Origin of the sequence: Streptomyces sp. NPDC059850, from assembly GCF_042731515.1 — a bacterium.
Taxonomy (GTDB): Bacteria; Actinomycetota; Actinomycetes; order Streptomycetales; family Streptomycetaceae; genus Streptomyces.
The window spans coordinates 85994-109274 of the sequence record NZ_JBHWJI010000016.1 but is presented as its reverse complement, the minus strand read 5'-3'; the positions used below and the strand labels follow the sequence as shown (position 1 = coordinate 109274).

Genomic DNA, 23281 nt, shown 5'->3' with positions numbered 1-23281 from the left:
CCTGGCCTCCCTGGCTGGATGCGGTCACGCAACATATCGTGTCCGTACAGACACGATATATCGCGGATCGCTGGAGTCAAGCCCGTCGCGGGCGCGAGCGCGGCCCCGGACCAAGACGCCTGGCCGGGGTGGCTTTATCGGGAATTGCCACTAGAGCATCACTAGAGCGCTGGTGGAGCGTCATGGAGTACGAATGTTCGAGGCTGTTACCTTCGTGCCTTCGATTCGAGAAGAAAGAGGGCAGTGAAGGTAATGGCGTCACAACCCTTGAAATACTCGGTATCAAGTGATTCTCAAGATCTGTGCTCCGTTGCCCAGGTGCTCCTCAGGGCCGCGCACCACTACGCCGATTCCGGGGTACGTTACGTGACCGCCGAGGCGGGGTGCGACGCAACACGCCAGTCCTATGCGGAACTTCTGCAATCCTCGTCGCGACTCCTCGCGCCGCTCCGTGGGCGCGGGCTGCGGCCGGGCGACAGGGTGGCCCTGCTGCTGGACGGCCAGCGGGAGTTCCTGACGGTCTTCTGGGCCTGCTTGCTCGGCGGCTTCGTGCCGTGCCCGACGGTCCCGGTCCCCGGCGACCCGGCCCGCTGGGCCGCCCAACTGGCCCACCTCAAAGAGCTGTTGGACGATCCGTTGCTGGTCACCAGCGAGGCGATGGGCGCCGAGCTGCCGCATGTGCCCGGGCTCGCCACCGCCACGGTGGAGGATCTGCGGGGCGCGGAGGCCGTGCCCGTACCGGACGGCGGCGCGTCACCCGGAGTGCACATCGCCGCACCGGACGATCTCGCCCTGCTGGTGCTGACCTCCGGTTCCACCGGGAATTCCAAAGCGGTCATGCTCACCCATGGAAACATTCTCGCGTCCATGGCGGGAAAGGCCGGGAAGCAGCGGCTCACCGCCGCCGATACAACCTTCAACTGGATTTCCTACGACCATGTCGCCGCCCTCCTGGAAGCGCATATGCTCCCGCTCTACGTCGGCGCCGAACAATTGCATGCTGAAGCATCTCTCGTCCTGGAGGAGCCGCTGAATTTCCTCCGTATCGCCTCCCGCCACAAGGTCACGATGACCTTCACGCCGAATTTCCTCCTCGGCCCGCTGAATGCCTCGGCGCGGGAGCTGGCCGAGGAGATATCGGCGGGTGGTGAGGGGCTCGACCTCAGCTCGCTGCGGCATATCGTGAGCGGCGGCGAGGCCAATGTCGTCGCCACCGGCGAGGCGTTCCTCGCCCTCTACGCCCCGTACGGGCTGCGGCCCTCGGCCCTCTGGCCCGCCTTCGGGATGACCGAAACCTGCGCCGGGTCGGTCTACAACCGGGCCTTCCCCATCACCGACCTGGGCCAGGAGTTCGCCAACCTCGGCACCCCCGTCGAGGGGCTGAGCATCCGGGTCGCCGACGACGACCACCGGCCGCTGCCCCCGGGCGAGGTCGGGGAACTCCAGCTCAGCGGGTCGATGATCACCAGCGGCTACTACCACGACGAGGCGGCCACCAAGGAGGCCTTCACCCCCGACGGCTGGTTCCGCAGCGGCGACCTCGGCCGCATCGACGACGGGCGGCTGACCCTCGTCGGACGCAGCAAGGACAGCGTCATCGTCAACGGCGTCAACTACTTCAGCCATGAGATAGAGGCCGCGCTGGAGCAGCTCGACGGGGTGGCGGGCGGCTATGTCGCGGCGTTCCCCACCCGCCGCCCGGGCTGCGACACCGAACAGCTGGTGATCGCCGTCCACCCCGAACTCGCGGACGACGACGAATCCGGACTGCACCGCCTGATCACCGCCGTGCGCTCCACCGTGGTGATCCACTGGGGCTTCCGGCCGTTCCTCATCCTGCCGCTGCCCAAGGAGGCGTTCCCCAAGACCAGCCTGGGCAAGACGCTGCGCCGCAGGATGCGCAAGCGGCTGGAGTCCGGCGGCTTCGACGACGTCATCGAGCGGGTGGCGGAGCTGACCACCCGGCGCCTCGGCGGCCACACCCCGCCGGAGGGCGGGACGGAACGGGTCCTCGCCGAGATCTACGCCGAGATGTTCGACACCGTCCCGGAGCGGATCAGCGCGACGGCCAGCTTCTTCGACCTCGGCGGCACCTCCCTGGACATCCTGCGGCTGCGGCACCAGGTCACCCGGCGGCTCGGGGTGGCGGACCTGCCGATCATCACCGTGCTCACGGCGCCCTCGGTGCGGCAGCTCGCCGCCCGGCTGACCGGGGGCGCGTCGCCCGCCGCCGAGGCGTACGACCCGGTCGTGCCGCTGCAGACGGGCGGCGCGAAGACGCCGCTGTTCTGTGTGCACCCGGGCGTCGGTGAGGTCCTGGTCTTCGTCAACCTCGCCAAGTACTTCGTCGGCGACCGGCCGTTCTACGCGCTGCGCGCCCGGGGGTTCGACGAGGGGGAGAAGCCCTTCGAGAGCTTCGAGGAGATGGTGGACTGCTATGTCCGGGCCATCCGCGCCAGGCAGCCGCACGGCCCGTACGCGGTCGCCGGGTATTCGTACGGCGGCGCCGTGGCCTTCGAGATCGCCAAGGCGCTGGAGGCGGAGGGCGAACGTGTCGACTTCACCGGCAGCTTCAATCTGCCGCCGCACATCAAGTACCGCATGGACGAACTCGACTTCATCGAGACCGCCGTCAACCTGGCCTTCTTCCTCGACCTGATCAACAAGAGGCAGTCCCTGGACCTCCCGGGCGAGCTGCGCGCCCTGCCCCAGCGGGAACAGCTCGCGCGGCTGCTGCGGCTCGCTCCCCAGCGGAGGCTGGCCGAACTTGACCTGGACATGGGAAAGTTCAGCGCCTGGGCGGAGCTGGCCCACGGGCTCACCGGCCTGGGCCGTACGTACCAGCCCAGCGGCACCACCCGCGCCATGACGGTCTTCTGCGCCATCCCGCTGCGCGGCACCAAGGAGGACTGGTTGAACAACGAACTCCGCAGGTGGGACGAGCACACCACGGAGCCGAACCGGTACCTCGACGTACCCGGTGAGCACTACACCCTCATGGGCCCCCAGCATGTCGCGGTCTTCCAGGCCATCCTCCGCAAGGAGCTGGACCGCGCGCTGGGCGACGGATGACCCGACGGATCACCTGGACCGCTGCCCACGACGGCGGCACGGACAAGGAGAAGAGCACGGTGGAAGGCAAGAAGATCCTGGTCACCGGCGGCAGCGGGCAGGTCGCCGGGCCGGTGGCGGAGGCGCTGGCGGCAGACAACGAGGTGTGGTGCCTGGGCCGGTTCGGCGCCCCCGGCGCCGAGGAGACGCTGCGCGCCCGGGGCATCACCACCCACCGCTGGGACATGAACGACCTGGGGGAGTCGGGCTACGAGGGGCTGCCGGACGACTTCACCCATGTCTTCCACTCGGCGGTGCGGCGCGGCGAGGACGGCGACTACAACGCGGCCGTCGAGGTCAACTCCCTCGCCTGCGGACGGCTGATGACCCACTGCCGCACCGCTGAATCGTTCCTGTTCGTCTCGACCGGAGCGCTCTACAAGCGGCAGACCCTCGACCACCCCTACGCCGAGAGCGACCCCATCGACGGGGTGGCCGACTGGCTGCCCTGCTACCCCGTGGGCAAGATCGCCGCCGAGGGCGCGGTGCGCGCGTTCGCCGGGGTGCTGAACCTGCCGACCACCATCGCCCGGCTCAACATCGCGTACGGCCCGGGCGGTTACGGCGGGGTGCCGATGCTGTACTTCAAGCGGATGCTCGCGGGCGAGCCGATCCCGGTGCCGGTCGAGGGCCAGAACTGGTGCTCGCTGCTGCACACCGACGACCTGGTCTCCCAGGTGCCCGCGCTGTGGGCGGCCGCGTCGTCCCCCGCCACCCTCGTCAACTGGGGCGGCGACGAGCCGGTCGGGGTGACCGATCTGGTGCGGTACCTGGAGGAGCTGAGCGGCGTGGAGGCGCGGCTCGTACCGAGTGAGGTGACCAGGGAGACGTACCAGTTCGCCCCCACGCGCCGCCGGGAGATCACCGGGCCCTGCCGGGTGCCGTGGCGCGAGGGCGTACGCGGCACGCTCCAGGCCCTCCATCCCGAGCACATCAAGCCGCAGTACGCCGTCTGAGCCGACCCCGAGGAGAGACGAAGGCCCGTGGCATCACGAAACATCGACACCATCCGCGCTTGCTACGCGGGATTCCGGGACCGCGACATCGAGGGAATCCTGTCGGGCATGCACCCGGACGTCGCATGGGTCCATCCGGCCGGGATGGCGAAGTACGGCCTCGGCGGCACCAAGCTGGGCCACGCGGGGGTCAAGGAGTTCCTGGCGCACGTCCCGAGCGTGCTGGGCGGGATGAGACTCGCGCCCGAGGAGTTCATCGAGCAGGGGGACCGGGTCGTGGTGTTCGGCACCCGGGAGGTGACGTCGCGCGGCGGCAGGACCGTGACCCTGGACTTCGTCCACTCGTGGACGATGCGGGACGGCAAGGCGGCGCGGATGGAGGACATCTTCGACACCGTGGCCTTCCACGACCTGATCGAGAGCTGACGCCGCCCGCTTTCGTACGGACGCAGGCCGCCCGCCCTCGTTGCCGCGAGGGCGGGCGGCCAGTCTGCGAGGGTGTTGTCCGGCGTCAGACGGTGGTGATGACCTCGTCGTACTCCAGTCGCGGCAGGCGGCCCATCCAGGCGTCCGGGCCCGGCTTGCCGATGTTGACCACGCAGACCGCCTGGTGGCGGCCGTCGCTGAAGAACTCCTTGGTGACGCCCGCGGGGTCGAAGCCGCTCATGGGCCCGGCCGCGAGCCCGGCGGCGCGCACGCCCAGGATGAAGTAGCCCACCTGGATCGCGGCGTTGAACTTCGCCGACCCCTCCCGCATGACCGGCTCCGCGAAGATGTTCTGCGGGTTCTCCAGGAACGGCACGAGCTTGGGCAGCTCCTCGTGGAAGTCCAGGTCCGCGGCGAGGATCGCCACCAGCGGCGCCTTCGCGGTCTTCTCCTGGTTCGCTCCCATCATGTGCGGTACGAGCCGGCCGCGGGCCTCCTCGGAGCGCACCATGACGATGCGCAGCGGCTGCTGGTTCATCGAGGTGGGCGCGTACTTCACCAGCTCGTAGATGGCGCGGACCTGGTCCTCCGTCACCGGCTCGTCGGTGAAGGTGTTGGCCGTACGGGCCTCCAGGAACAGCTGGTTCTGCGCCTCCGGCGCGAGGGTGAGGTGCCGCAGGGCGTCGCTGTTCTCCGGTGCGCTCATGGAGCTTCTCCTCAAGGCTCGTGCGTGATGATGAATTAAATGGACTGGACGGGCTAGTCCATCGCAGTGACGGAAGGCTAGACTCACAGGTCCATTGAGGGCAAGACCGGCTCACAGCGAGGAGGTTGGACCGTTGCGGACGGACAACGGTCCGCGGCGCGGCGCCGCGGGACGGCCGGCGGGTCCGCAGCCCGCCAAGCGCCAGGCGATATTGGAGGCGGCCGTCGCCGTCTTCCTGCGTGAGGGCTACACCCGGGCGGGTGTCGACGTCATCGCTGACCAGGCTCGGGTCTCCAAGCAGACCGTCTACAACCACTTCGGCGACAAGGAGCGGCTGTTCCTCGCGGCCGTCGACGGCGAGCGGGAGCGGGTCGCCGCGGGCTTCGCCCCCGAGTCGCCGCGTGTCCCCGCCGCGGAGGGCGACGGCGTGGACGTCCGCGCGGCACTCACCGCCTTCGGCCACCGCGTCCTCGGCGTCCTCCTCGACGAACGGGCCTCCGCGCTGCGCCGCCTGATCATCGCCGAGGTCGCCCGCCATCCCGCGCTGCGCCCGGCCTGCGCCGAGGGCGAGCCCCAGCAGCTGGTGAAGTACCTCGCCGAACTGCTCGGCCGCCGCTCCGACCGGGGCGAGCTGGACGTCCCCGACCCCGCCTCCGCCGCCCAGCAGTTCGTGGCCCTGATCGTCCAGCAGGGTCTGTACCAGTCGATGTACGGCACCCGCCCGATCGCCGCCGTCGATGCCACGGCCATCTGCGAGAAGGCCGCCGACCTGATTGTCCGCGCGTACCGCACATGACGTGCGAGGAGGTGGCACCCATGCGTGCGAACGTTCTCGGACCGCTGACCCTGCGCCACGGCGCTCTGTCCGGAGTCCCCAGCGCGATGAAACCGCGCAAAGTCCTGTCCCTGCTGCTGCTCAGCGACGGCCGCATGGTGCCGGTGCAGTCCCTGATGGCCGAGCTGTGGGGAGACCAGCCGCCGCGCACCGGGCTCACCACCCTCCAGACGTACATCCTGCACCTGCGCAAACTGCTCGCCCAGGTGCTCGGCACGTCCTCCGCCGCGGTCACCCGTGACGTCCTGCAGACCCGGCCCGGCGGCTACGCGTTAGTCCTGCGCTCCGGACAGCTCGACGTCCACGACTACCGCACCCTCGTCACCCAGGCCGAATGCGCCCTGGAGGGCGGCGACGAACGGGCCGCCGACGCCGCGTTCCGGCAGGCCCTCGCCCTCTGGCAGGGCCCCGCCCTCGTGGACGTCACCCCGCACGGCCGCCCGCTGCAGGCCGAGGTCGCCCGGCTGGAGCAGTCCCGGCTCACCGCCATCGAGCGCGGCATCGAGACCCGGCTGCGGCTCGGCGGCCATCTGGAAGTGCTGAGCGATCTCGCCTCGCTCGTCGTCGAACACCGCTTCCACGAGGGCCTGCACAGCCAGTACATGCTGGCCCTCCACCGCTCCGGCCAGCGCACCCGCGCCCTCGCCGTCTACCAGCGGCTGCGCATGACCATGGCCGAGGACCTGGGCCTGGAACCCTCCGCCAAGCTCCAGCGCCTCCAGCAGGCCGTCCTGATCTCCGACCCGCGCCTCGACCACGAGGCGGGCACCCCGGGGCGCGGCCCGGTGGTGGCGTAGCGGCCGCGGTGCCCGTACGGGCCGTCCTCAGATGTCGTCGTCCTCGTCATCGAGCCGGGCCAGCCAGGTCGCCAGCCGCTCCACCGGAACCTCGAAGTCCGGGTTCAGGTCGACGAACGTGCGCAGCTGCGCGGCGAGCCACTCGAAGGTGAACTCCTCCTCGCCGCGTCGCTGGTCCAGCTCCTCGATGCCGCGGTCGGTGAAGTACAAGGGGTTCTCCGGGGTGGGTGAGATGGATCTACCACCCCAGGATATGCGGCCCCGCCCGGATGCTCAGCCGCAGTCGGCCAGTGCGTCGATCAAGCCTCGCGCCTGGCCCGCCCCGCGCCGGAGGAGCAGCGCGGCGGTGGTGTGCAACTCGTTCCAAGCGTGAGGTCGGCCAACGGCCGAGGCGTCGGCAGAGCAGCCGAGCGCGGTGTGCGCGGCCGCGTCGGCATGACCGGCTGCGGCGAGCGCGTGCGCGAGGCAGGCGCCGTACCAGGTCCGGTCGCGTCGGTACGAGGCGGGAAGGGCGTCGATGCCGGTGTGCAGCAGGTCGGCGGCGGCGTCCCAGCGCTGGAGATGCATCGCGGTCATGCCGCGCTGCAGGGTGAACCAGTTCTCGCCGTAGAAGTACATCCACGGCGGCTCGTCCTCCGGCTGCTCGGTGGCGCGGGCGATGAGGCGCTGCGCCTCGTCGAGGAGACGGTGGGCCGCGTCGGCCTCTCCGCTCAGCGCGTATCCGCGCGCCTCCATCTGGGCCGCCATGCCCTGGACGCCCCGTGACGTCCCGGGGGCTGCCCACCGGGCGGCCTGTGCCAGCCGGGCGCAGCGGCGGCCGTCGCCCGTGGACCACGCCGTGTGTGCCCTCATGCTGAGCGTCGTGGCCGCCATGTCGGCGTCAGCCGCTTCCAGGGCCCAATCGTGGGAACGGTCGTACCAGGCGAGAGCGGCCGACAGGTTCCCTTGGTCCTGCGCCATCCACGCGAGGAATTGCGCGTGCTCGGAGGCGAGTCGCACGACGCGGGTGGCCACGTCACCCGAGGCCGCGCCGTGGAGGCCGACCACGGTCGCCAGCTGCTGTCGCATGATCCCGACGAGCGGGCGTGATCCGATGTCGTCCTCCGCCTTACGGTGCTCGGCGAGCAGGCGGTCGAGCCAGTCGAGGGTCGCGCTGTCGGCGCGGCTGGCCCCACGGAGGGTCTTCGTCAATCGGTCGAGCAGATCGTGATCCGGGGCGAGGGAAGGCAGCTCAAGCGATGCGATGGGCGCCGTTTCGTCAGCGGCCGTTCGTGGCTGGCCGCTTTCCCACGGGCGGGGGCTGAGACCCACCAGGTGTCCTGGGATGCGTAATGCGTCGGCGATCTGCGTGATCTTTTCGTACGTCGCGATCGAGCCCTCGCCCCGGGCCAGCTTGCCCACCCGTTCCGGCTTGATGCCGCAGGCGTCCGCGATCTTCGAGAAGCTGACCCCGCCCCATTTCCGGGCCAGCTTGAAGACGGCCCCGAAATCATGGCGCTCCAGCGCCCTCCGTACGTCGGATCGATCAAGGACGTGGGGAGGAAGCGCGGCGGGCGAGAGGTAGCTGGACATGTGATTCCCAAGATTCGGTGACGAGAAGGGGATATCAGCAGTCTCAAGCCGGATTGTACCCATCATGGGGATACCCCTGATGGGGAATCGGGAGCTTCCCAGCAGCGGCACGCTGATGACACGGGACAGTTGAAGGGAACCAACTCCATGGGCAACCACGGGAAGCCGACGGCGCCGAAATGAGGCCCGATGACATGCGGGTCCAGGCCGCCGAGGCCCTCGACGGCCTGGGCGGGTTCGCCGAGCCGTGGATGCGGGAGGCCTTTCTCAAGGTGGCGCGCCATGCGTTCGTCCCCGACACGGTGTGGGTCTGGCGGGACGACGCCTACCGCCCGCTGCGCGCGGCCGAGGGCACGCTGCCGACCAGTTCCATCAGCGCTCCCGACGCCGTGTTCACCATGCTCGCCGCCGCGGATGTGCGCCCCGGCACGCGGGTGTTGGAGATCGGCACCGGCACGGGGTACAACGCCGCCCTGCTGTGCGAACGTGCCGGTGCGGCGAGCGTGACATCCGTGGAGGTGGACCCCGGGTTGGCGGAGGTGGCCGCCCGGCGGCTGGCCGAGGCCGGGTATCACCCCCGCGTGGTGGCCGCGGACGGTGAGGACGGCTGGGCGCCCGACGCCCCGTACGACCGGGTGCTGTGCACGGCCTCGCTCCAGCGGGTTCCCTTCGCCTGGGTGGAGCAGACCCGCCCCGGCGGGCTCGTCGTCACCCCGTGGAAGACGACGCTCCAGCCGCAGGGGATGGTGCGCCTCCGTGTCGCGGACGACGGCGCCTCGGCGAGCGGCCACTTCGACCAGCCGATGTCGTTCATGGATCTGCGCGGCCAGCGCCGACCGGATTCGCCGCTCGGCCAGGTGTACTCCGCCGCGTCGTGGGAGGAGAGCCGCGACAGCCGTACCGCGCTCGATCCGTCCTTCCTGGACACCGACTTCCACGCCCGCTTCGCCCTCGGGCTCCGGCTTCCCGGAGTGCATTGGGCCGAGGACGGATGGCTGGCCACGGCCGACTCTTGGGCGTATGTGCGGGACGGCGGCGTCCACCAGTGGGGCCCGCGCGATCTGTTCAGCGAGCTGGAGCGGGCGTACGAGTGGTGGCGGGAGGCCGGTTCACCGGAGCTGTACGACTTCGGCCTCACCGTCACCGCAGACGGCCAGACCGCGTGGCTCGGCCGCCCCGGCGCCGTCATTCCGTCGTGCGGCTGAGCAGCCAGGACACCACCGCGCGGACGGCGCCGGTGAGGGCGGCGGCGGTCAGGGTGAGGAGGGCGGTGGGGCGGCGGTTCGGCATCTTCGTCCTGCTTTCGTGAGACCGGCGAGGGCCGCCGGGAGTACCTTCACGGTGTGCGGGGTCTGGGGTGTTGCGGCAGGCCGCACGTGTTGCAGAGGGCCGCAACGGGGGAGGGGCGCCCATGACGGACGAGACGGACGAGGTAGTCGGCGGGGAACTGGTGCCGGAGCGGCGGATCGGGGATCTGAAGCCGATCCCCGACGCGGTGAAGCCGGAGTGCCGGGAGCTGGCCCGGAGTCTGCGGGAGCTGTTCGGGGCGGTGGGGGTGTCGCTGCGGGTCTTCGCCGTACGGGTGCATTACGACGCGGGCACCGTCTCGCGTTATCTCAACGGGACCGTCGTACCGCCCGCCGAGTTCGTGGACCGGTTGCTCACGCACGCGGCCAAGGCCACCGGGCGGGCCTCCTCGGCCGAGGTGATGGCCCATGTGCACACCCTGCAACGGCGGGCGTTGCAGGCCACCAACAAGGTGGGCTGGGAGCTCCAGCGGCTCCGTGACCAGCTCGCCGACGCCGACCGGCAGCGGCAGCAGGCCGAGGTGCGGGCGGAGGCGCTGTCGGAGGCGTTGCTGGTACGGAAACAGCGCATCGCCGAGATGGAGGTCGAGCAGCGGCAGATAGCGGTGTCGGCCTCGCTGGAGCGCGATGAGCGGGAGGCGGAGGTCGAGCGGCTGCGCGGGGAGCACGAGGGGTTACGTACGGAACGCGATCGGCTGCGCGAGGAAGTCGCCCGCCTGCAGGGCGAGTTGCAGCAGGCCCGGCGGCAGGCGCTGGAGGCCGAGCGGCGGTGCGAGGCGCTGGAGCATCAGCTGCAGACGGAGGAGGAGGCGGCCGGGGAGCAGGCCGAGGCCGAAGCTGAGGCCGAGGAGCCGGTGGAACATCGGCTGCGGCTCGCGCACGCCTGGGCGCGGCAGCTGGAGGTGGAGTTGGCGCAGGCGCGGGCCCGGGAGGGCGGGGTCGTTCCGCCCGAGGGGGCCGAAGCGGAAGCCACCGAAGTCGTCCGGGCGGGCTCGAACCGGCTCCTTCAGCCCATCACGGTCACGTACGCCGGTGCCCACCGCCCCTGGGCCGCCTGGGCCGCCCACCGGCTGGAGGCGGCGGGCGTACCCGAGGTGACCATTCGGCGCTGGCAGCCCTCGGACCAGGACCTGTTCCTCGCCGACCGTGGCCACGTGCTGCTGCTCAGCGAGCACTTCGAGGAGGCGTGGCACGCGGCGCTCGGCGCGAGGCTGTCCGATCTGCCGTTCGTCGCGTTCACCATCGCCGACCGCACCCCGCCGCGCCTCGCCACCCGGCTCGGCGCCGTCGACCTGCGCGGGCTGGACGAGGAGGAGGCGAGGCGGCGCCTGCTGCGCGGGCTCGGCCTGCCCGTCGAGATACTCGCCTTTGTCCCGGCTCCCGTCCGGCAGGGCCCCCGCTTCCCCGTCGCTCCGCCCGCCGTCTGGGACGGCGTACCGCGCCGCAACCCGCGCTTCACCGGGCGCGACGCGCTGCTCGCCGAGGTGCACGACCGCCTGGAGGCCGCCCCCGCCGACACGGCGGTGGTCGCGCTGGTCGGGCTGCCGGGCATCGGCAAGACGCAGCTCGCCGCCGAGTACGCCCACCGGTTCGCGGGCCGGTACGACGTGGTGTGGTGGGCCTCGGGGGCCGACCGGCCCACGCTGGAGGGTCGCCTTGCCGACCTCGCCCCGGAGGACGATTCCGTCCGGGCCGCGCTGGACGCCCTGCGGCGAGGCGATCCGTATGAACGCTGGCTGCTCGTCCTGGACGGCGCCGACGACCCGGAGGCCATCGCCGACCTGCTGCCCGCCGGGCGCGGCCATGTGCTGGTCACCGCGCGCAACCGGGCCTGGGCCGACCACTACGCCGAACTGCTGGCCGTCCCGCCGCTGAGCCGGGAGGAGAGCGTCGCGTTCGTACGCGGCCGGGCGCCCCGCATCAGGCCCGAGGACGCGGACCGGCTGGCGGCGGCCGTGGAGGATCTGCCGCTGCCGCTGGACCAGACGGCGGGCTGGCTGCAGGGCTCCACCACGCGGGTGGCGGAGTACGTACGCATGGTGAGCGACGGCGAGCCGAACCCGGTGCGGGCCGCGGCGGATTACCCGATGCCGTACCACTCCGCCTTCAAGGACCTGATCACCCGGCTGCGGGCGACCACCAAGGCCGCGGCCGAACTGCTCAGCGTGTGCGCCCTCTTCGCCCCCGGCCCGGTCCCGTTCGCCCTGCTGCGCGCCGTCCCGGTGGACCAGGTGTCCCCGGCGGTGGCGGCCCTGCTGGACAACCCGAGCCAGCTGGATCTGGCCGTGGGCAAGCTGGTGCAGCGGTCGGTGGTGCGGGTGGCGGACGACGCCGTGTGGATGAGCCGCTTCGTACGGGACGCGGTGCGGCGGCGTACGCCGGGGGAGCGGCGGGAGAAGGACGCGCGGTTGGTGCGTACGGCGCTCGCGGCGGTGGACCCCGGCCGTCCTGACGACCCCACCACCTGGCCGCGGTACGCCAGACTCCTCCCGCATCTGGACTACTCGGGCGCGCTGGAGTCCTCGGACGCCCTGTCACGCCGGATCCTTCCGGGCTTCCTGCGGTACCTGACCCTCAGCGGCGACTACGAGACGGGCACGCACATCGCCGAAGAGGCGGCGGGCTACTATCCGGACCTCTCCGTGTGCGAGGCCGCGCTGCTGCGTGCGACCGGGGACTACGTCGCCGCGGAGGGATTGGACCGCAGTGTGCTGGAGGGCCTGGCCGAGTCCGACGGCATGGGCGCACTCGCCGCGATGGGCAGGGTGGGCGCGGATCTGCGCGGCGTCGGCCGGTACGACGAGGCGTATCAACTGGCCTGTCAGGAGGGTGAACTGTGCGCCGCGCTGTGCCCCGATGAGGGCAACGAGAAGCGGAACGCACACCGCAGCATGTCCGCCTCGCTGCGGATGCTCGGCTCCTACGCCGCGGCCGCGAAGCTGTCCGACCGGGCGTTGGGCAGCGCGCGTGCGGAACTGGGCCCGAGGGCGCTGGTGACGTTGGCATGCGAGACGGAACGGGCGTACGACCTGCGGCTGTCCGGCCGCTACGAGGAGGCGTTGGCGCTGCAGGGGCCCAGCGCCGAGCGGCACCGCGCGGTCCTGGGCGGCGACCATCCATGGACGCTGGCCGCCGAGTACCACCTGTGGCGATGCGGCGGTGACGTCGACGACATCCACGGCCTGTGGCAACGGGCTGTCCACCTGCTGGGCAAGGACGCTCCGCCGACGCTGATGATCGCGACCGGAGCCGCCAGCGCCCTCCGGCGTGCGGGTGACGACCGGGCCTTGGGCATCGCCGCGAGGACCACAGGCGAGTACCTGTTCACTCGGGGGGAAAGCCACCCGTACACCATCGGGGCCCAGGCGAACGAGGCGCTCATGCTGCCCGTGAAGGATCGGGCACTGTGCCTGGAGACAGCGCTCAAGGGCATGACCGCCGCTGTCGGTGCCCGGCACCCCTGGACGCTGGGCATCGCGCTCAACGCGTCGGCGGTACAGGACAACAGGGACCGCGGGGACGCCTGCGCGATGAGCCGGGAGACCGCACACCGGGCCGCCGAGGCGTTGGGTCAACGGCATCCGCTGACCCTGCTGGCCGCGGTCGCGCTGGCCCAGGACCTGCGGGCGATCCGGGGCGGACGGGACGAGGCGGATGTGATCGAGGAGGTAGCCCTCGGGGGCCTGGCCGCCGTCCTGGGGCCGGATCACCCCGAGACCGTGGCGGCCCGCGATCGTCAGCGCCCCTTCTGGGACTTCGAGCCGCTGCCCATCTGAGGGCCCGTACGCCGGAAGGCCCGGCTCCCGCGATGCGCGGGGGCCGGGCCTTCCGGTGCGTACGTAACGGGCCTCAGATCTCGAAGGCCTCGCTCACCAGCGCCTGCTGCTCCGCCTGGTGCCGCTTGTTCGACCCCACCGCGGGCGAGGACGAGTGCGAGCGCGACACGCGGACCAGCCGCTCGGCCGCCGGGACGTCGGCGCCGACCGCCAGCTCCAGGTGGTCGATCAGGTTGAGGGCCATGAACGGCCAGCCGCCCTGGTTGGCCGGTTCCTCCTGCGCCCAGACGAACTTCTCGACGCCCGAGTACTTGGCGATCTCGGCCTGGACCTCGGCGCCCGGCAGCGGGTACAGCCGCTCCAGGCGGATGATCGCCGTGTCCTTCGCACCGCGCTTCTCGCGCTCCGCCTCCAGGTCGTAGTAGACCTTGCCGGAGCAGAAGATCACCTTGCGGACGCCCGCCGGGTCCACCGTCTCGTCGCCGATGACGGGGCGGAAGGCGCCGGTGGTGAACTCCTCGGTCTTCGAGGCCGCCGCCTTCAGGCGCAGCATCGACTTCGGGGTGAAGACGACCAGCGGCCTGTGGTGCGGGTTGTGGACCTGCCAGCGCAGCAGGTGGAAGTAGTTCGACGGCAGCGTCGGCATGGCGACCGTCATGTTGTTCTGCGCGCACAGCTGGAGGAAGCGCTCGATACGGGCGGACGAGTGGTCCGGCCCCTGGCCCTCGTAGCCGTGCGGCAGGAGCAGCGTGACGCCGGAGGTCTGGCTCCACTTCTGCTCGGCGGACGAGATGAACTCGTCGACGATGGTCTGCGCGCCGTTGACGAAGTCACCGAACTGCGCCTCCCACAGGACCAGCGACTCCGGGCGGGCCAGCGAGTAGCCGTACTCGAAGCCCATCGCCGCGTACTCGCTGAGCAGCGAGTCGTAGACGTTGTAGCGGGCCTGGTCGTCGGAGAGGTAGAGCAGCGGGGTGTAGTCGTCGCCGGTCTCGCGGTCGACGAGCACCGCGTGGCGCTGGCCGAAGGTGCCTCGGCGGGAGTCCTGTCCGGCGAGCCGGACCGGGGTGCCCTCCATGAGCAGCGAGCCGATGGCGAGGGTCTCGCCCATGCCCCAGTCGATCGTGTCGTCCTCGATCATCGCCGCGCGCCGCTGGAGCTGCGGGAACAGCCGCGGGTGGACGGTGATCCGGTCGGGGGTGTTGACCTGGGACTCGGCGATCCGCTTGACGACCTCCTGGGAGACCGCCGTCTGCACCGCGACCGGGAACTCCGGCTGCGGCTCGGGGATCTCGGGCTGGGCCGGGGCCGAGACCGCGTCGCGGACCTCGGTGAAGACCTTCTCCAGCTGGCCCTGGAAGTCCTGCAGCGCCTGCTCGGCCTCTTCGAGGGTGATGTCGCCGCGCCCGATCAGCGACTCGGTGTAGAGCTTGCGCACCGAGCGCTTCTTGTCGATCAGGTCGTACATCAGCGGCTGGGTGAAACCGGGGTTGTCGGTCTCGTTGTGGCCGCGGCGGCGGTAGCAGATGAGGTCGATGACCACGTCCTTGTTGAACGCCTGGCGGAACTCGAAGGCCAGCCGGGCGACCCGGACGACGGCCTCGGGGTCGTCGCCGTTGACGTGGAAGATCGGCGCCTCGATCATGCGCGCCACGTCGGTGGCGTACATCGAGGAGCGGGACGCGGCCGGGGCGGCGGTGAAGCCGACCTGGTTGTTGATGACGATGTGCACGGTGCCGCCGGTGCGGTAGCCGCGCAGCTGCGACATGTTCAGCGTCTCGGCGACCACGCCCTGACCGGCGAAGGCGGCGTCGCCGTGGAGGGCGACGGGCAGGACGGTGAAGTCCGTACCGGCCTTGCCGATGATGTCCTGCTTGGCGCGGGCGACGCCCTCCAGGACCGGGTCCACCGCCTCCAGGTGGGAGGGGTTGGCGGTCAGCGAGACCTGGATCTGCTCGCCGTCGAGACCGGTGAAGGTGCCCTCGGCGCCCAGGTGGTACTTGACGTCACCGGAGCCGTGCATCGACTTCGGGTCGAGGTTGCCCTCGAACTCGCGGAAGATCTGCGCGTACGACTTGCCGACGATGTTGGCGAGGACGTTGAGGCGGCCGCGGTGGGCCATGCCGATGACGACCTCGTCCAGGCGCGACTCGGCGGCCGCGTCCAGCACGGCGTCCAGCAGCGGGATGACGGACTCGCCGCCCTCCAGGGAGAACCGCTTCTGGCCGACGTACTTCGTCTGCAGGAAGGTCTCGAACGCCTCGGCCGCGTTGAGGCGGCGCAGGATGCGCAGCTGCTCCTCGCGCTCCGGCTTGTCGTGGCTGCGCTCGACGCGGTCCTGGATCCACTTGCGCTGCTTCGGGTCCTGGATGTGCATGAACTCGATGCCGGTGGTGCGGCAGTACGAGTCGCGCAGCACGCCCAGGATGTCGCGCAGCTTCATCATGGACTTGCCCGAGAAGCCGCCGACCGCGAACTCGCGCTCCAGGTCCCACAGGGTGAGCCCGTGCTCGATGATGTCGAGGTCGGGGTGCTTGCGCTGGCGGTACTCCAGCGGGTCGGTGTCGGCCATGACGTGGCCGCGGACCCGGTAGGCGTGGATCAGGTCGAAGACCCGGGCCGCCTTGGTGACGTCGTCGTCGTGGCTGACGTCGATGTCCTTGAGCCAGCGGACCGGCTCGTAGGGGATGCGCAGCGCCTTGAAGATCTCGTCGTAGAAGTCGTTCTCGCCGAGCAGCAGCTGGTTCATGATCCGCAGGAACTCGCCCGAGGCGGCGCCCTGGATGACCCGGTGGTCATAGGTGCTGGTCAGCGTCATGACCTTGGAGACGCCCAGCTTGTTCAGGGTGTCCTGGGACGTGCCCTGGAACTCGGCCGGGTACTCCATCGCGCCGACGCCCACGATCAGGCCCTGGCCGGGCATCAGGCGCGGCACGGAGTGCACGGTGCCGATGCCGCCGGGGTTGGTGAGGGAGGCGGTGACTCCGGTGAAGTCCTCCATCGTCAGCTTGTTCGCGCGGGCGCGGCGGACGATGTCCTCGTAGGCCTGCCAGAACTCGAAGAAGTTCAGCGTCTCGGCCTTCTTGATCGCCGCGACGACGAGCTGGCGGTCGCCGTTGGGCTTGACCAGGTCGATGGCGAGGCCGAGGTTGATGTGCTCCGGCTTGACCAGGGTCGGCTTGCCGTCCTTCTCGGTGAACGAGTGGTTCATCGAGGGCATCGCCTTCAGCGCCTGCACCATGGCGTAGCCGATGAGGTGCGTGAAGGACACCTTGCCGCCACGGGCGCGCTTGAGGTGGTTGTTGATGACGATGCGCTGGTCGAACAGCAGCTTCACCGGGACCGCGCGGACCGAGGTGGCCGTCGGCAGCTCCAGCGACGCGTTCATGTTCTTCGCGACCGCGGCGGACGGGCCGCGCAGCGTGACCAGCTCGGGACCGGCGGCGGGCTCGGCCTTCGCGGGCTTCGCGGAGGCCGTGGGCTCGGCGGGGGTCGGCTTGGCCGGTGCGGGCTTGGCCGGGGCCGGAGCCTTGGCGGCCGGGGCCGCGGCGGGCTTCGCGGGCGCCGGGGCGGCCGCGGCGGGCTTCGCGTCCGCGGGCTTGGCCGGGGCCGGGGCCTTCGCGGCGGGGGCCGCGGCAGGAGCCGCGGCGGCGGGAGCCGGGGCAGCGCCTCCGGTCACTCCCTGTGGTGGCGCGGCCACCGCTGAACCGGTGTCCTGGCCCGGCTTGTAGTCGGCGAAGAAGTCCCACCAGGCTCGGTCGACCGAGTTCGGGTCCTGGAGGTACTGCTGGTAGATCTCGTCGACGAGCCACTCATTGGGGCCGAAGGCAGCGGCAGGGCTAGCTCCCTGCCCGTCCTGCTCGTCGGTCGAGACGCTCGAGGTGTTGGGGGACTGTGGCGACACGGCGGTAACCGCCCTCTTCCGCTTCACAAGGTGGTGGACAGCGGGAATAAAGGCTACGCCTCTTAACCCCTTACGTGCAGGCCGCACTGGTCATCGTCGTCTAAGTCACACTCATCGGCGGGTTTCAGCGCATGGCGTGGCGGGAAACACACGTGGTTCCGCTATGACCGTCCGGGATGTGGGTACGCAAAAGTGCACCCACACCGCTCAGATGTGCGCTTCCGTCACCGACTTTACGTCAATTTTGATCTCTGGACGTCCCCCGGAAGGGTGACTTTGATTCGGCAGCCCCGAGGGGATTCAGCCACCCCGATGCGTCCGCCGTGCAGATCGACCGCCCAGCGCGCGATGGCCAGGCCCAGACCGGTCCCGCCGTCGCTGCCCTGACCGGGCCGCGGCCGGGCGCCGGGCGCCGGGCCCCCGGCGTTGGGGGAGAGGCTGCCCCGGTTGAAGCGTTCGAACACCCGGTGCCGCTCCGCCTCCGGGATGCCCGGGCCCTCGTCCTGCACCTCCAGCTCCAGGGCCCCCGGCCCCTCACCGCGCCGTGCCCGCACGCTGACCCGGCCGTGCGCCGGGCTGTGCTTCATCGCGTTGTCGATCAGGTTGGCCATGACCTGGTGCAGCCGCTCGGCGTCCGCGTACGCGGTCAGCTCCGGCGGCGAGACGTCGAGATCGAGATGGACGTCCTTACGGGTGTGCTTGCCCGAGCCCGCGTCCGCGCCCTTGGCCATGCTGGCCTCCTTGAGGATCCCGGCCAGATACGGCCAGACCTCGAAGGTGCGGGCGTGCAGCGGCACCACCCCGTTGTCCAGCCGGGACAGATCCAGCAGCTGCTCGACCAGCCGTCCCAGCCGCTCCGTCTGGCGCAGCGCGACCCGCATCGTCTCCGGGTCCGCCTCCGAGACGCCGTCCACGACGTTCTCCAGCACCGCCCGCAGCGCCGCGATCGGCGTGCGCAGCTCGTGCGAGACGTTGGCGACCAGCTCCTTGCGGTGGGTGTCCACCGCCTCCAGGTCGGCCGCCATCCGGTTGAACGAACTCGCCAGGTCCCCGAACTCGTCCCGGCGCTGCGCCGCCCGCACCCGCTGGGTGTAGTCGCCGTGCGCCATCGCCTTGGTGACCTCGGTCATCTCGTCCAGCGGGGCGGTCAGCCCATGCGCCACGAACTGGGTGATCAGCAGCGAGGCGATGATCGAGAAGACCGTGATCACGCGCAGCTCGGTGTCCGAGTGCATCGCCGCGAACACCAGCAGGGTCGTGATGATGACCGACCCGATGACCAGCGCGCCCAGCGCCGCCTTGACCGAGCGGTACGGATCGAACGGCCGCAGCGCCTCCCACACCCTGTTCCAGGTGGTGCGGATGCGCTGGCTCCGGGACAGGCTCCGGACCCGCCGGATGTGCCGGTCCAGAGCCCATGTGGTCCCGGGAGGTTTCTTCATGCCGCGGGCGTCTCCAGGGCGTAGCCGACGCCGTGCACCGTACGGATCCGCTCCGCGCCGATCTTCCGGCGCAGCGCCTTGATGTGGCTGTCCACGGTCCGGGTGCCGGAGGCGTCCGCCCAGTCCCACACCTCGGCCAGCAGCTGTTCCCGGGAGAGCACCGCGCGCGGGGTGTTCGCCAGGCAGACCAGCAGGTCGAACTCGGTCGGCGTCAGATGGACGTCCGAGCCGCGCACCCGCACCCGGCGCTGGGCGTGGTCGATCTCCAGCTCGCCCAGGCGCAGGATCCCGCTGCGCGGGGTGTTGGCGGCCAGCGCCGCCCGCTCGACCCGCCGCAGCAGCACATGCACCCGGGCCGCCACCTCGCGCATCGAGAACGGCTTGGTCATGTAGTCGTCGGCGCCGACTCCGAGCCCGACCAGCATGTCGGTCTCGTCGTCCCGCGCGGTCAGCATCAGGACCGGCACCGGCCGTCGCGCCTGCACCCGGCGGCAGACCTCCAGACCGTCGAAGCCCGGCAGCATCACGTCGAGGACCAGCAGGTCCGGCTGCCATGCCTCGGCCGTGTCCACGGCCGCCGGGCCGTCCGCGGCCGTCTGCACCTGGAATCCCTCGGCGCGCAGCCGGGCCGCGATGGCGTCCACTATGGTCGGATCATCCTCGACGACGAGAATCCGGCGCTGCGCGCCCGGGGTGGTCGTGGCGCCCCCGTTGTGGCCGTTGTGCATCTGCTCCATACGCCCGCCCCTGCGTCGTTCTCATGAATCCGCGGCCGCCTACCGTTTGCGCGCGTGCCGAAACCCACGCGTTCCGCGCCTGGTCATTAACCGGCCACTTTTCGTAGGCAAGCAAGCGTAAGGGCAGCCTACGCGGCTCGGCTACGCGCCTCGAATCCCGAGATGCACCACGTCGGGCACACCCCGGGCAACGGTGATCTCTTCCGTACGCACCGATGTGAACCCGGCATTCCGGAGGGCCTGCTCGAACGCGGGCGACGGCTGGGCCGACCAGACGGCCAGCACCCCGCCGGGGGTGAGGCGGTCCGCGCAGGCGGCGAGCCCGGCGGGCGAGTACAGCCCGCCGTTGTCCTCGGTGACGGTCCAGCCGGGGCCGTTGTCGATATCCAGGCACAGCGCGTCGTACGGTCGCGCGCCCTCCGTGGGGTGCCGCAGATGCGCGACGAGATCGGCGTGGACGATCTCCGTCCGGGGGTCGGCCAGCGCCTCGCCGGAGAGCGCCGCCAGCGGTCCGTCCCGGTGCCAGTCGATCACCGCAGCCTCCCGCTCGACCACCGCGATCCGCCCCCACCGGGGTTCAGAAACCGCCTCGACCAGCGAAAACCCCACGCCGAGGCCGCCGATGAGCAGCGCGGGCGAAGGACGCCCCGGCGGCAGCGCGCCGAGCGCGGCGCGGATCAGCAGACGCTCGGAGCGGCCGTCGGAGGTGTCCATGAGGAAGCACCCATTGGCGATGATCTCGAAGACAGCACTGTCTGAGCGGACGCCCGCACCGGAGCCGCCGCCCCGCCGCCGCAGCACGACCTCGCCGTACGGCCCCTCCCGGCGGTCGACGGTCACCGGCCGGTCGTCGGCGATGTCGTACGGCGACTGCATGGCGCGGGTCCTCCCGGGGCTTCCTCGGATGGCTCGTATGACCTGACGCCCTCATCCTCGCGCCGAGGCGACCCGCCGGTCCAACCGATTGATGGCGCGGAGATGTGGCGCAAATGTGTCGACCTTCACATCGCGGGACCGGTGAGATGACTCACGGGGATGGGTGCGCTGATCCTCCTCGGCACCGGCCTTTACGCCCACCTCGGCGACCCCCACACCGTCCACGCCGTGCTCACCGGCTCCAGCACCGACGTCTCCCACCTCTCCCAGCGGCCGCTGCTCACCCTGCTGGCCATACGCCCGCCGTGCCGCTCAGCGACGCGGTCAGGCGATCGCTCACAGCGAACGCAGCGCTGGGAACACCTGAGGCCTTACGCGCATTGAGTCTGCATAGCTCAACTTGCCTGCCGAAGGGGAGATCATGGCTTCGCTGTCTACACCGCTCACCCTGCCCGTGCTGCCTCTCGACGACGAGGTCGTGCTGCCCGGCATGGTGGTCCCGCTGGACCTTTCCGATACCGATGTGCGCGCCGCCGTGGAGGCCGCGCAGGCCGCTGCCCGGGCCGATGGCGATGGGGGGAAGCCGCGGGTGTTGCTGGTGCCGCGTATCGACGGGACGTACGCGGGGATCGGCACGCTCGGGACCGTCGAGCAGGTGGGGCGGTTGTCCGATGGAGATCCCGGGGCGCTCATCCGCGGGGTGCGGCGGGTGCGGGTCGGGGCCGGGACGACCGGGCCCGGGGCCGCGCTGTGGATCGAGGGCACCGCGGTCGAGGAGATCGTGCCCGATCCGCTGCCCGGTGCCGTCACCGAGCTGATGAAGGAGTACAAGGCGCTGGCCACCAGCTGGCTGCGCAAGCGCGGTGCCTGGCAGGTCGTGGACCGGGTGCAGGGGATCGACGATGTCTCGCAGCTCGCCGACAACTCCGGATACTCGCCCTTCCTCAGCGTCGCCCAGCGCGTGGAGCTGCTGGAGACGGCCGACCCGGTGGCGCGGCTCAGGCTGGCCGTGGGCTGGCTGAGCGATCACATGGCCGAGCAGGACGTGGCCGAGTCGATCGCCAAGGACGTCCAGGAGGGCGTCGACAAGCAGCAGCGCGAGTTCCTGCTGCGGCGGCAGATGGAGGCCGTGCGCAAGGAGCTGGCCGAGCTGAACGGTGATCCGGAGGACGAGTCCGACGACTACCGGGCCCGGGTCGAGGCCGCCGATCTGCCGGAAAAGGTGCGCGAGGCGGCGCTGAAGGAGGTCGACAAGCTGGAGCGGGCCAGCGACCAGAGCCCCGAGGGCAGCTGGATCCGCACCTGGCTGGACACGGTCCTGGAGCTGCCGTGGAACGAGCGCACCGAGGACGCGTACGACATCCCGGGCGCCCAGGCGGTGCTCGACGCCGACCACGCGGGTCTGGCGGACGTGAAGGAGCGGATCACCGAGTACCTGGCGGTGCGCAAGCGCCGCAGCGACCGCGGCCTCGGAGTCGTGGGCGGTCGGCGCGGCGGGGCCGTGCTGGCGCTCATCGGCCCGCCCGGGGTCGGGAAGACCAGCCTGGGCGAGAGCGTGGCCCGCGCGATGGGCCGGAAGTTCGTCCGGGTCGCGCTCGGCGGCGTCCGCGACGAGGCGGAGATCCGCGGCCACCGGCGTACGTACGTGGGCGCGCTGCCCGGCCGGGTCGTACGGGCCGTCAAGGAGGCGGGCTCGATGAACCCGGTGGTCCTCCTGGACGAGATCGACAAGGTCGGCTCCGACTTCCGCGGCGACCCGGCCGCGGCCCTGCTGGAGGTCCTGGACCCGGCGCAGAACCACACCTTCCGGGACCACTACCTGGAGGTCGAACTCGACCTGTCCGATGTGGTCTTCCTGGCCACGGCCAACGTCCTGGAGGCCATTCCGGAGGCGCTGCTGGACCGCATGGAGCTGGTGCGGCTGGACGGCTACACCGAGGACGAGAAGGTCACCATCGCCCGCGACCACCTGCTGCCCCGGCAGCTGGAGCGCGCCGGTCTGGAGCCGGGCGAGGTCGAGGTGGCGGACGAGGCGCTGCGCAAGCTCGCCGGGGAGTACACCCGGGAGGCGGGCGTACGGACCCTGGAGCGCTCGATCGCGCGGCTGCTGCGCAAGGTGGCGGCCCAGCACGAGCTGGGGACGCGCGAACTGCCGTTCACGGTGGGGGTGGAGGAGCTGCGTCCGCTGATCGGGCGGCCGCACCACACCCCGGAGTCCGCGCAGGACCCCGCCGAGCGCCGCACCTCCGTCCCCGGAGTGGCGACCGGGCTCGCGGTGACGGGCGCGGGCGGCGACGTGCTGTACGTGGAGGCGTCGCTCGCGGACGCCGAGACGGGCGGCGCGGGGCTGACACTGACCGGCCAGCTGGGCGACGTCATGAAGGAGTCCGCCCAGATCGCCCTGTCCTTCCTGCGCTCCCACGGCGCGGAGCTGGAGCTTCCGGTCGCCGATCTGAAGGAACGCGGCATCCACCTCCACGTCCCGGCGGGCGCGGTGCCCAAGGACGGCCCGAGCGCGGGCATCACCATGACCACCGCGCTGGCCTCGCTGCTGTCGGGCCGCCAGGTGCGGCCGGACGTGGCGATGACGGGCGAGGTCTCGCTGACCGGGCGGGTGCTGCCGATCGGCGGCGTCAAGCAGAAGCTGCTGGCGGCGCACCGGGCCGGGGTGACCACCGTGGTCATCCCCAAGCGGAATGAGCCGGACCTGGACGATGTGCCCCCCGAGGTGCTGGCGAAGCTCGACGTCCACCCGGTCTCGGACGTCCGGCAGGTCCTGGAGCTGGCGCTCCAGCCCGCCTCGGCGAGCGCCCCGGAGGTCCCGGTGGCGGCGTGA

General features: G+C 71.0%; 16 protein-coding genes. 9 read left to right on the top strand and 7 right to left on the bottom strand.

Annotated features, from left to right (window positions below):
• Positions 1-252 precede the first annotated feature (252 nt).
• Genes ACFV9T_RS15745 through ACFV9T_RS15735 form a run of 3 tightly spaced genes read left to right on the top strand, consistent with a single transcriptional unit; the run spans position 253 to position 4493 of the window.
• Complete coding sequence (locus tag ACFV9T_RS15745; protein WP_385440397.1) at positions 253-3072, top strand: AMP-binding protein; 2820 nt, start codon at positions 253-255, stop codon at positions 3070-3072.
• A gap of 59 nt (positions 3073-3131) precedes the next feature.
• Positions 3132-4067 carry an NAD-dependent epimerase/dehydratase family protein gene (locus ACFV9T_RS15740; protein ID WP_385440531.1) on the top strand — a complete coding sequence of 312 codons (936 nt, stop codon included), beginning with the start codon at positions 3132-3134 and terminating at the stop codon, positions 4065-4067.
• Between the two features lie 27 nt (positions 4068-4094).
• The gene (locus tag ACFV9T_RS15735; protein ID WP_385440394.1) at positions 4095-4493 is read left to right on the top strand and encodes a nuclear transport factor 2 family protein; all 399 of its coding nucleotides are present in this window, start codon (positions 4095-4097) and stop codon (positions 4491-4493) included.
• Between the two features lie 85 nt (positions 4494-4578).
• Here the strand turns inward: ACFV9T_RS15735 and ACFV9T_RS15730 are convergent, their stop codons facing one another.
• Positions 4579-5199, bottom strand: coding sequence for a malonic semialdehyde reductase (locus ACFV9T_RS15730; RefSeq protein WP_385440392.1), 621 nt, complete (start codon positions 5197-5199; stop codon positions 4579-4581).
• A 133-nt stretch (positions 5200-5332) separates the two neighbouring features.
• Here ACFV9T_RS15730 and ACFV9T_RS15725 point away from each other — a divergent pair, with 133 nt between their 5' ends.
• Together ACFV9T_RS15725 and ACFV9T_RS15720 are read left to right on the top strand one after the other, a co-directional pair.
• Positions 5333-5995 carry a TetR/AcrR family transcriptional regulator gene (locus ACFV9T_RS15725; RefSeq protein ID WP_385440390.1) on the top strand — a complete coding sequence of 221 codons (663 nt, stop codon included), beginning with the start codon at positions 5333-5335 and terminating at the stop codon, positions 5993-5995.
• Between the two features lie 20 nt (positions 5996-6015).
• Positions 6016-6831, top strand: a complete 816-nt coding sequence (locus ACFV9T_RS15720; RefSeq protein ID WP_385440387.1) for a BTAD domain-containing putative transcriptional regulator — start codon at positions 6016-6018, stop codon at positions 6829-6831.
• A 27-nt stretch (positions 6832-6858) separates the two neighbouring features.
• Here the strand turns inward: ACFV9T_RS15720 and ACFV9T_RS15715 are convergent, their stop codons facing one another.
• Together ACFV9T_RS15715 and ACFV9T_RS15710 are read right to left on the bottom strand one after the other, a co-directional pair.
• A complete protein-coding gene (locus ACFV9T_RS15715) occupies positions 6859-7041 on the bottom strand; it encodes a DUF6104 family protein (RefSeq protein ID WP_385440385.1) in 183 nt (60 codons plus the stop codon).
• 63 nt (positions 7042-7104) lie between these two features.
• A complete protein-coding gene (locus ACFV9T_RS15710) occupies positions 7105-8403 on the bottom strand; it encodes an XRE family transcriptional regulator (RefSeq protein WP_385440383.1) in 1299 nt (432 codons plus the stop codon).
• 194 nt (positions 8404-8597) lie between these two features.
• Here ACFV9T_RS15710 and ACFV9T_RS15705 point away from each other — a divergent pair, with 194 nt between their 5' ends.
• Together ACFV9T_RS15705 and fxsT are read left to right on the top strand one after the other, a co-directional pair.
• Positions 8598-9608, top strand: coding sequence for a methyltransferase domain-containing protein (locus ACFV9T_RS15705; RefSeq protein ID WP_385440380.1), 1011 nt, complete (start codon positions 8598-8600; stop codon positions 9606-9608).
• Positions 9609-9814: 206 nt separating this feature from the next.
• Positions 9815-13486 (top strand): FxSxx-COOH system tetratricopeptide repeat protein, encoded by a 3672-nt coding sequence (gene fxsT / locus ACFV9T_RS15700; RefSeq protein WP_385440378.1) that lies wholly within the window; start codon positions 9815-9817, stop codon positions 13484-13486.
• 73 nt (positions 13487-13559) lie between these two features.
• Here fxsT and ACFV9T_RS15695 read toward each other — a convergent pair whose 3' ends face one another.
• From ACFV9T_RS15695 to ACFV9T_RS15680, 4 genes are all read right to left on the bottom strand, one after another.
• Positions 13560-17390: a multifunctional oxoglutarate decarboxylase/oxoglutarate dehydrogenase thiamine pyrophosphate-binding subunit/dihydrolipoyllysine-residue succinyltransferase subunit gene (locus ACFV9T_RS15695; RefSeq protein ID WP_385440376.1), complete on the bottom strand. Its 3831-nt coding sequence runs from the start codon at positions 17388-17390 to the stop codon at positions 13560-13562.
• A gap of 233 nt (positions 17391-17623) precedes the next feature.
• On the bottom strand, positions 17624-18832 hold the full coding sequence (locus ACFV9T_RS15690) for a sensor histidine kinase (protein WP_385440374.1): 1209 nt from the start codon (positions 18830-18832) through the stop codon (positions 17624-17626).
• A complete protein-coding gene (locus tag ACFV9T_RS15685) occupies positions 18829-19569 on the bottom strand; it encodes a response regulator transcription factor (RefSeq protein WP_358623761.1) in 741 nt (246 codons plus the stop codon). Before ACFV9T_RS15685 ends, ACFV9T_RS15690 begins: the two co-directional genes overlap by 4 nt.
• A 141-nt stretch (positions 19570-19710) precedes the next feature.
• Complete coding sequence (locus ACFV9T_RS15680; RefSeq protein ID WP_385440372.1) at positions 19711-20445, bottom strand: spermidine synthase; 735 nt, start codon at positions 20443-20445, stop codon at positions 19711-19713.
• Positions 20446-20604: 159 nt separating this feature from the next.
• On the opposite strand from ACFV9T_RS15680, the gene ACFV9T_RS15675 reads away from it, so the two are divergent.
• Together ACFV9T_RS15675 and lon are read left to right on the top strand one after the other, a co-directional pair.
• Entirely contained in the window at positions 20605-20829 is a 225-nt protein-coding gene (locus ACFV9T_RS15675) for a hypothetical protein (protein ID WP_385440370.1), read from the top strand.
• 37 nt (positions 20830-20866) lie between these two features.
• Positions 20867-23281, top strand: a complete 2415-nt coding sequence (lon, locus tag ACFV9T_RS15670; RefSeq protein ID WP_385440368.1) for an endopeptidase La — start codon at positions 20867-20869, stop codon at positions 23279-23281.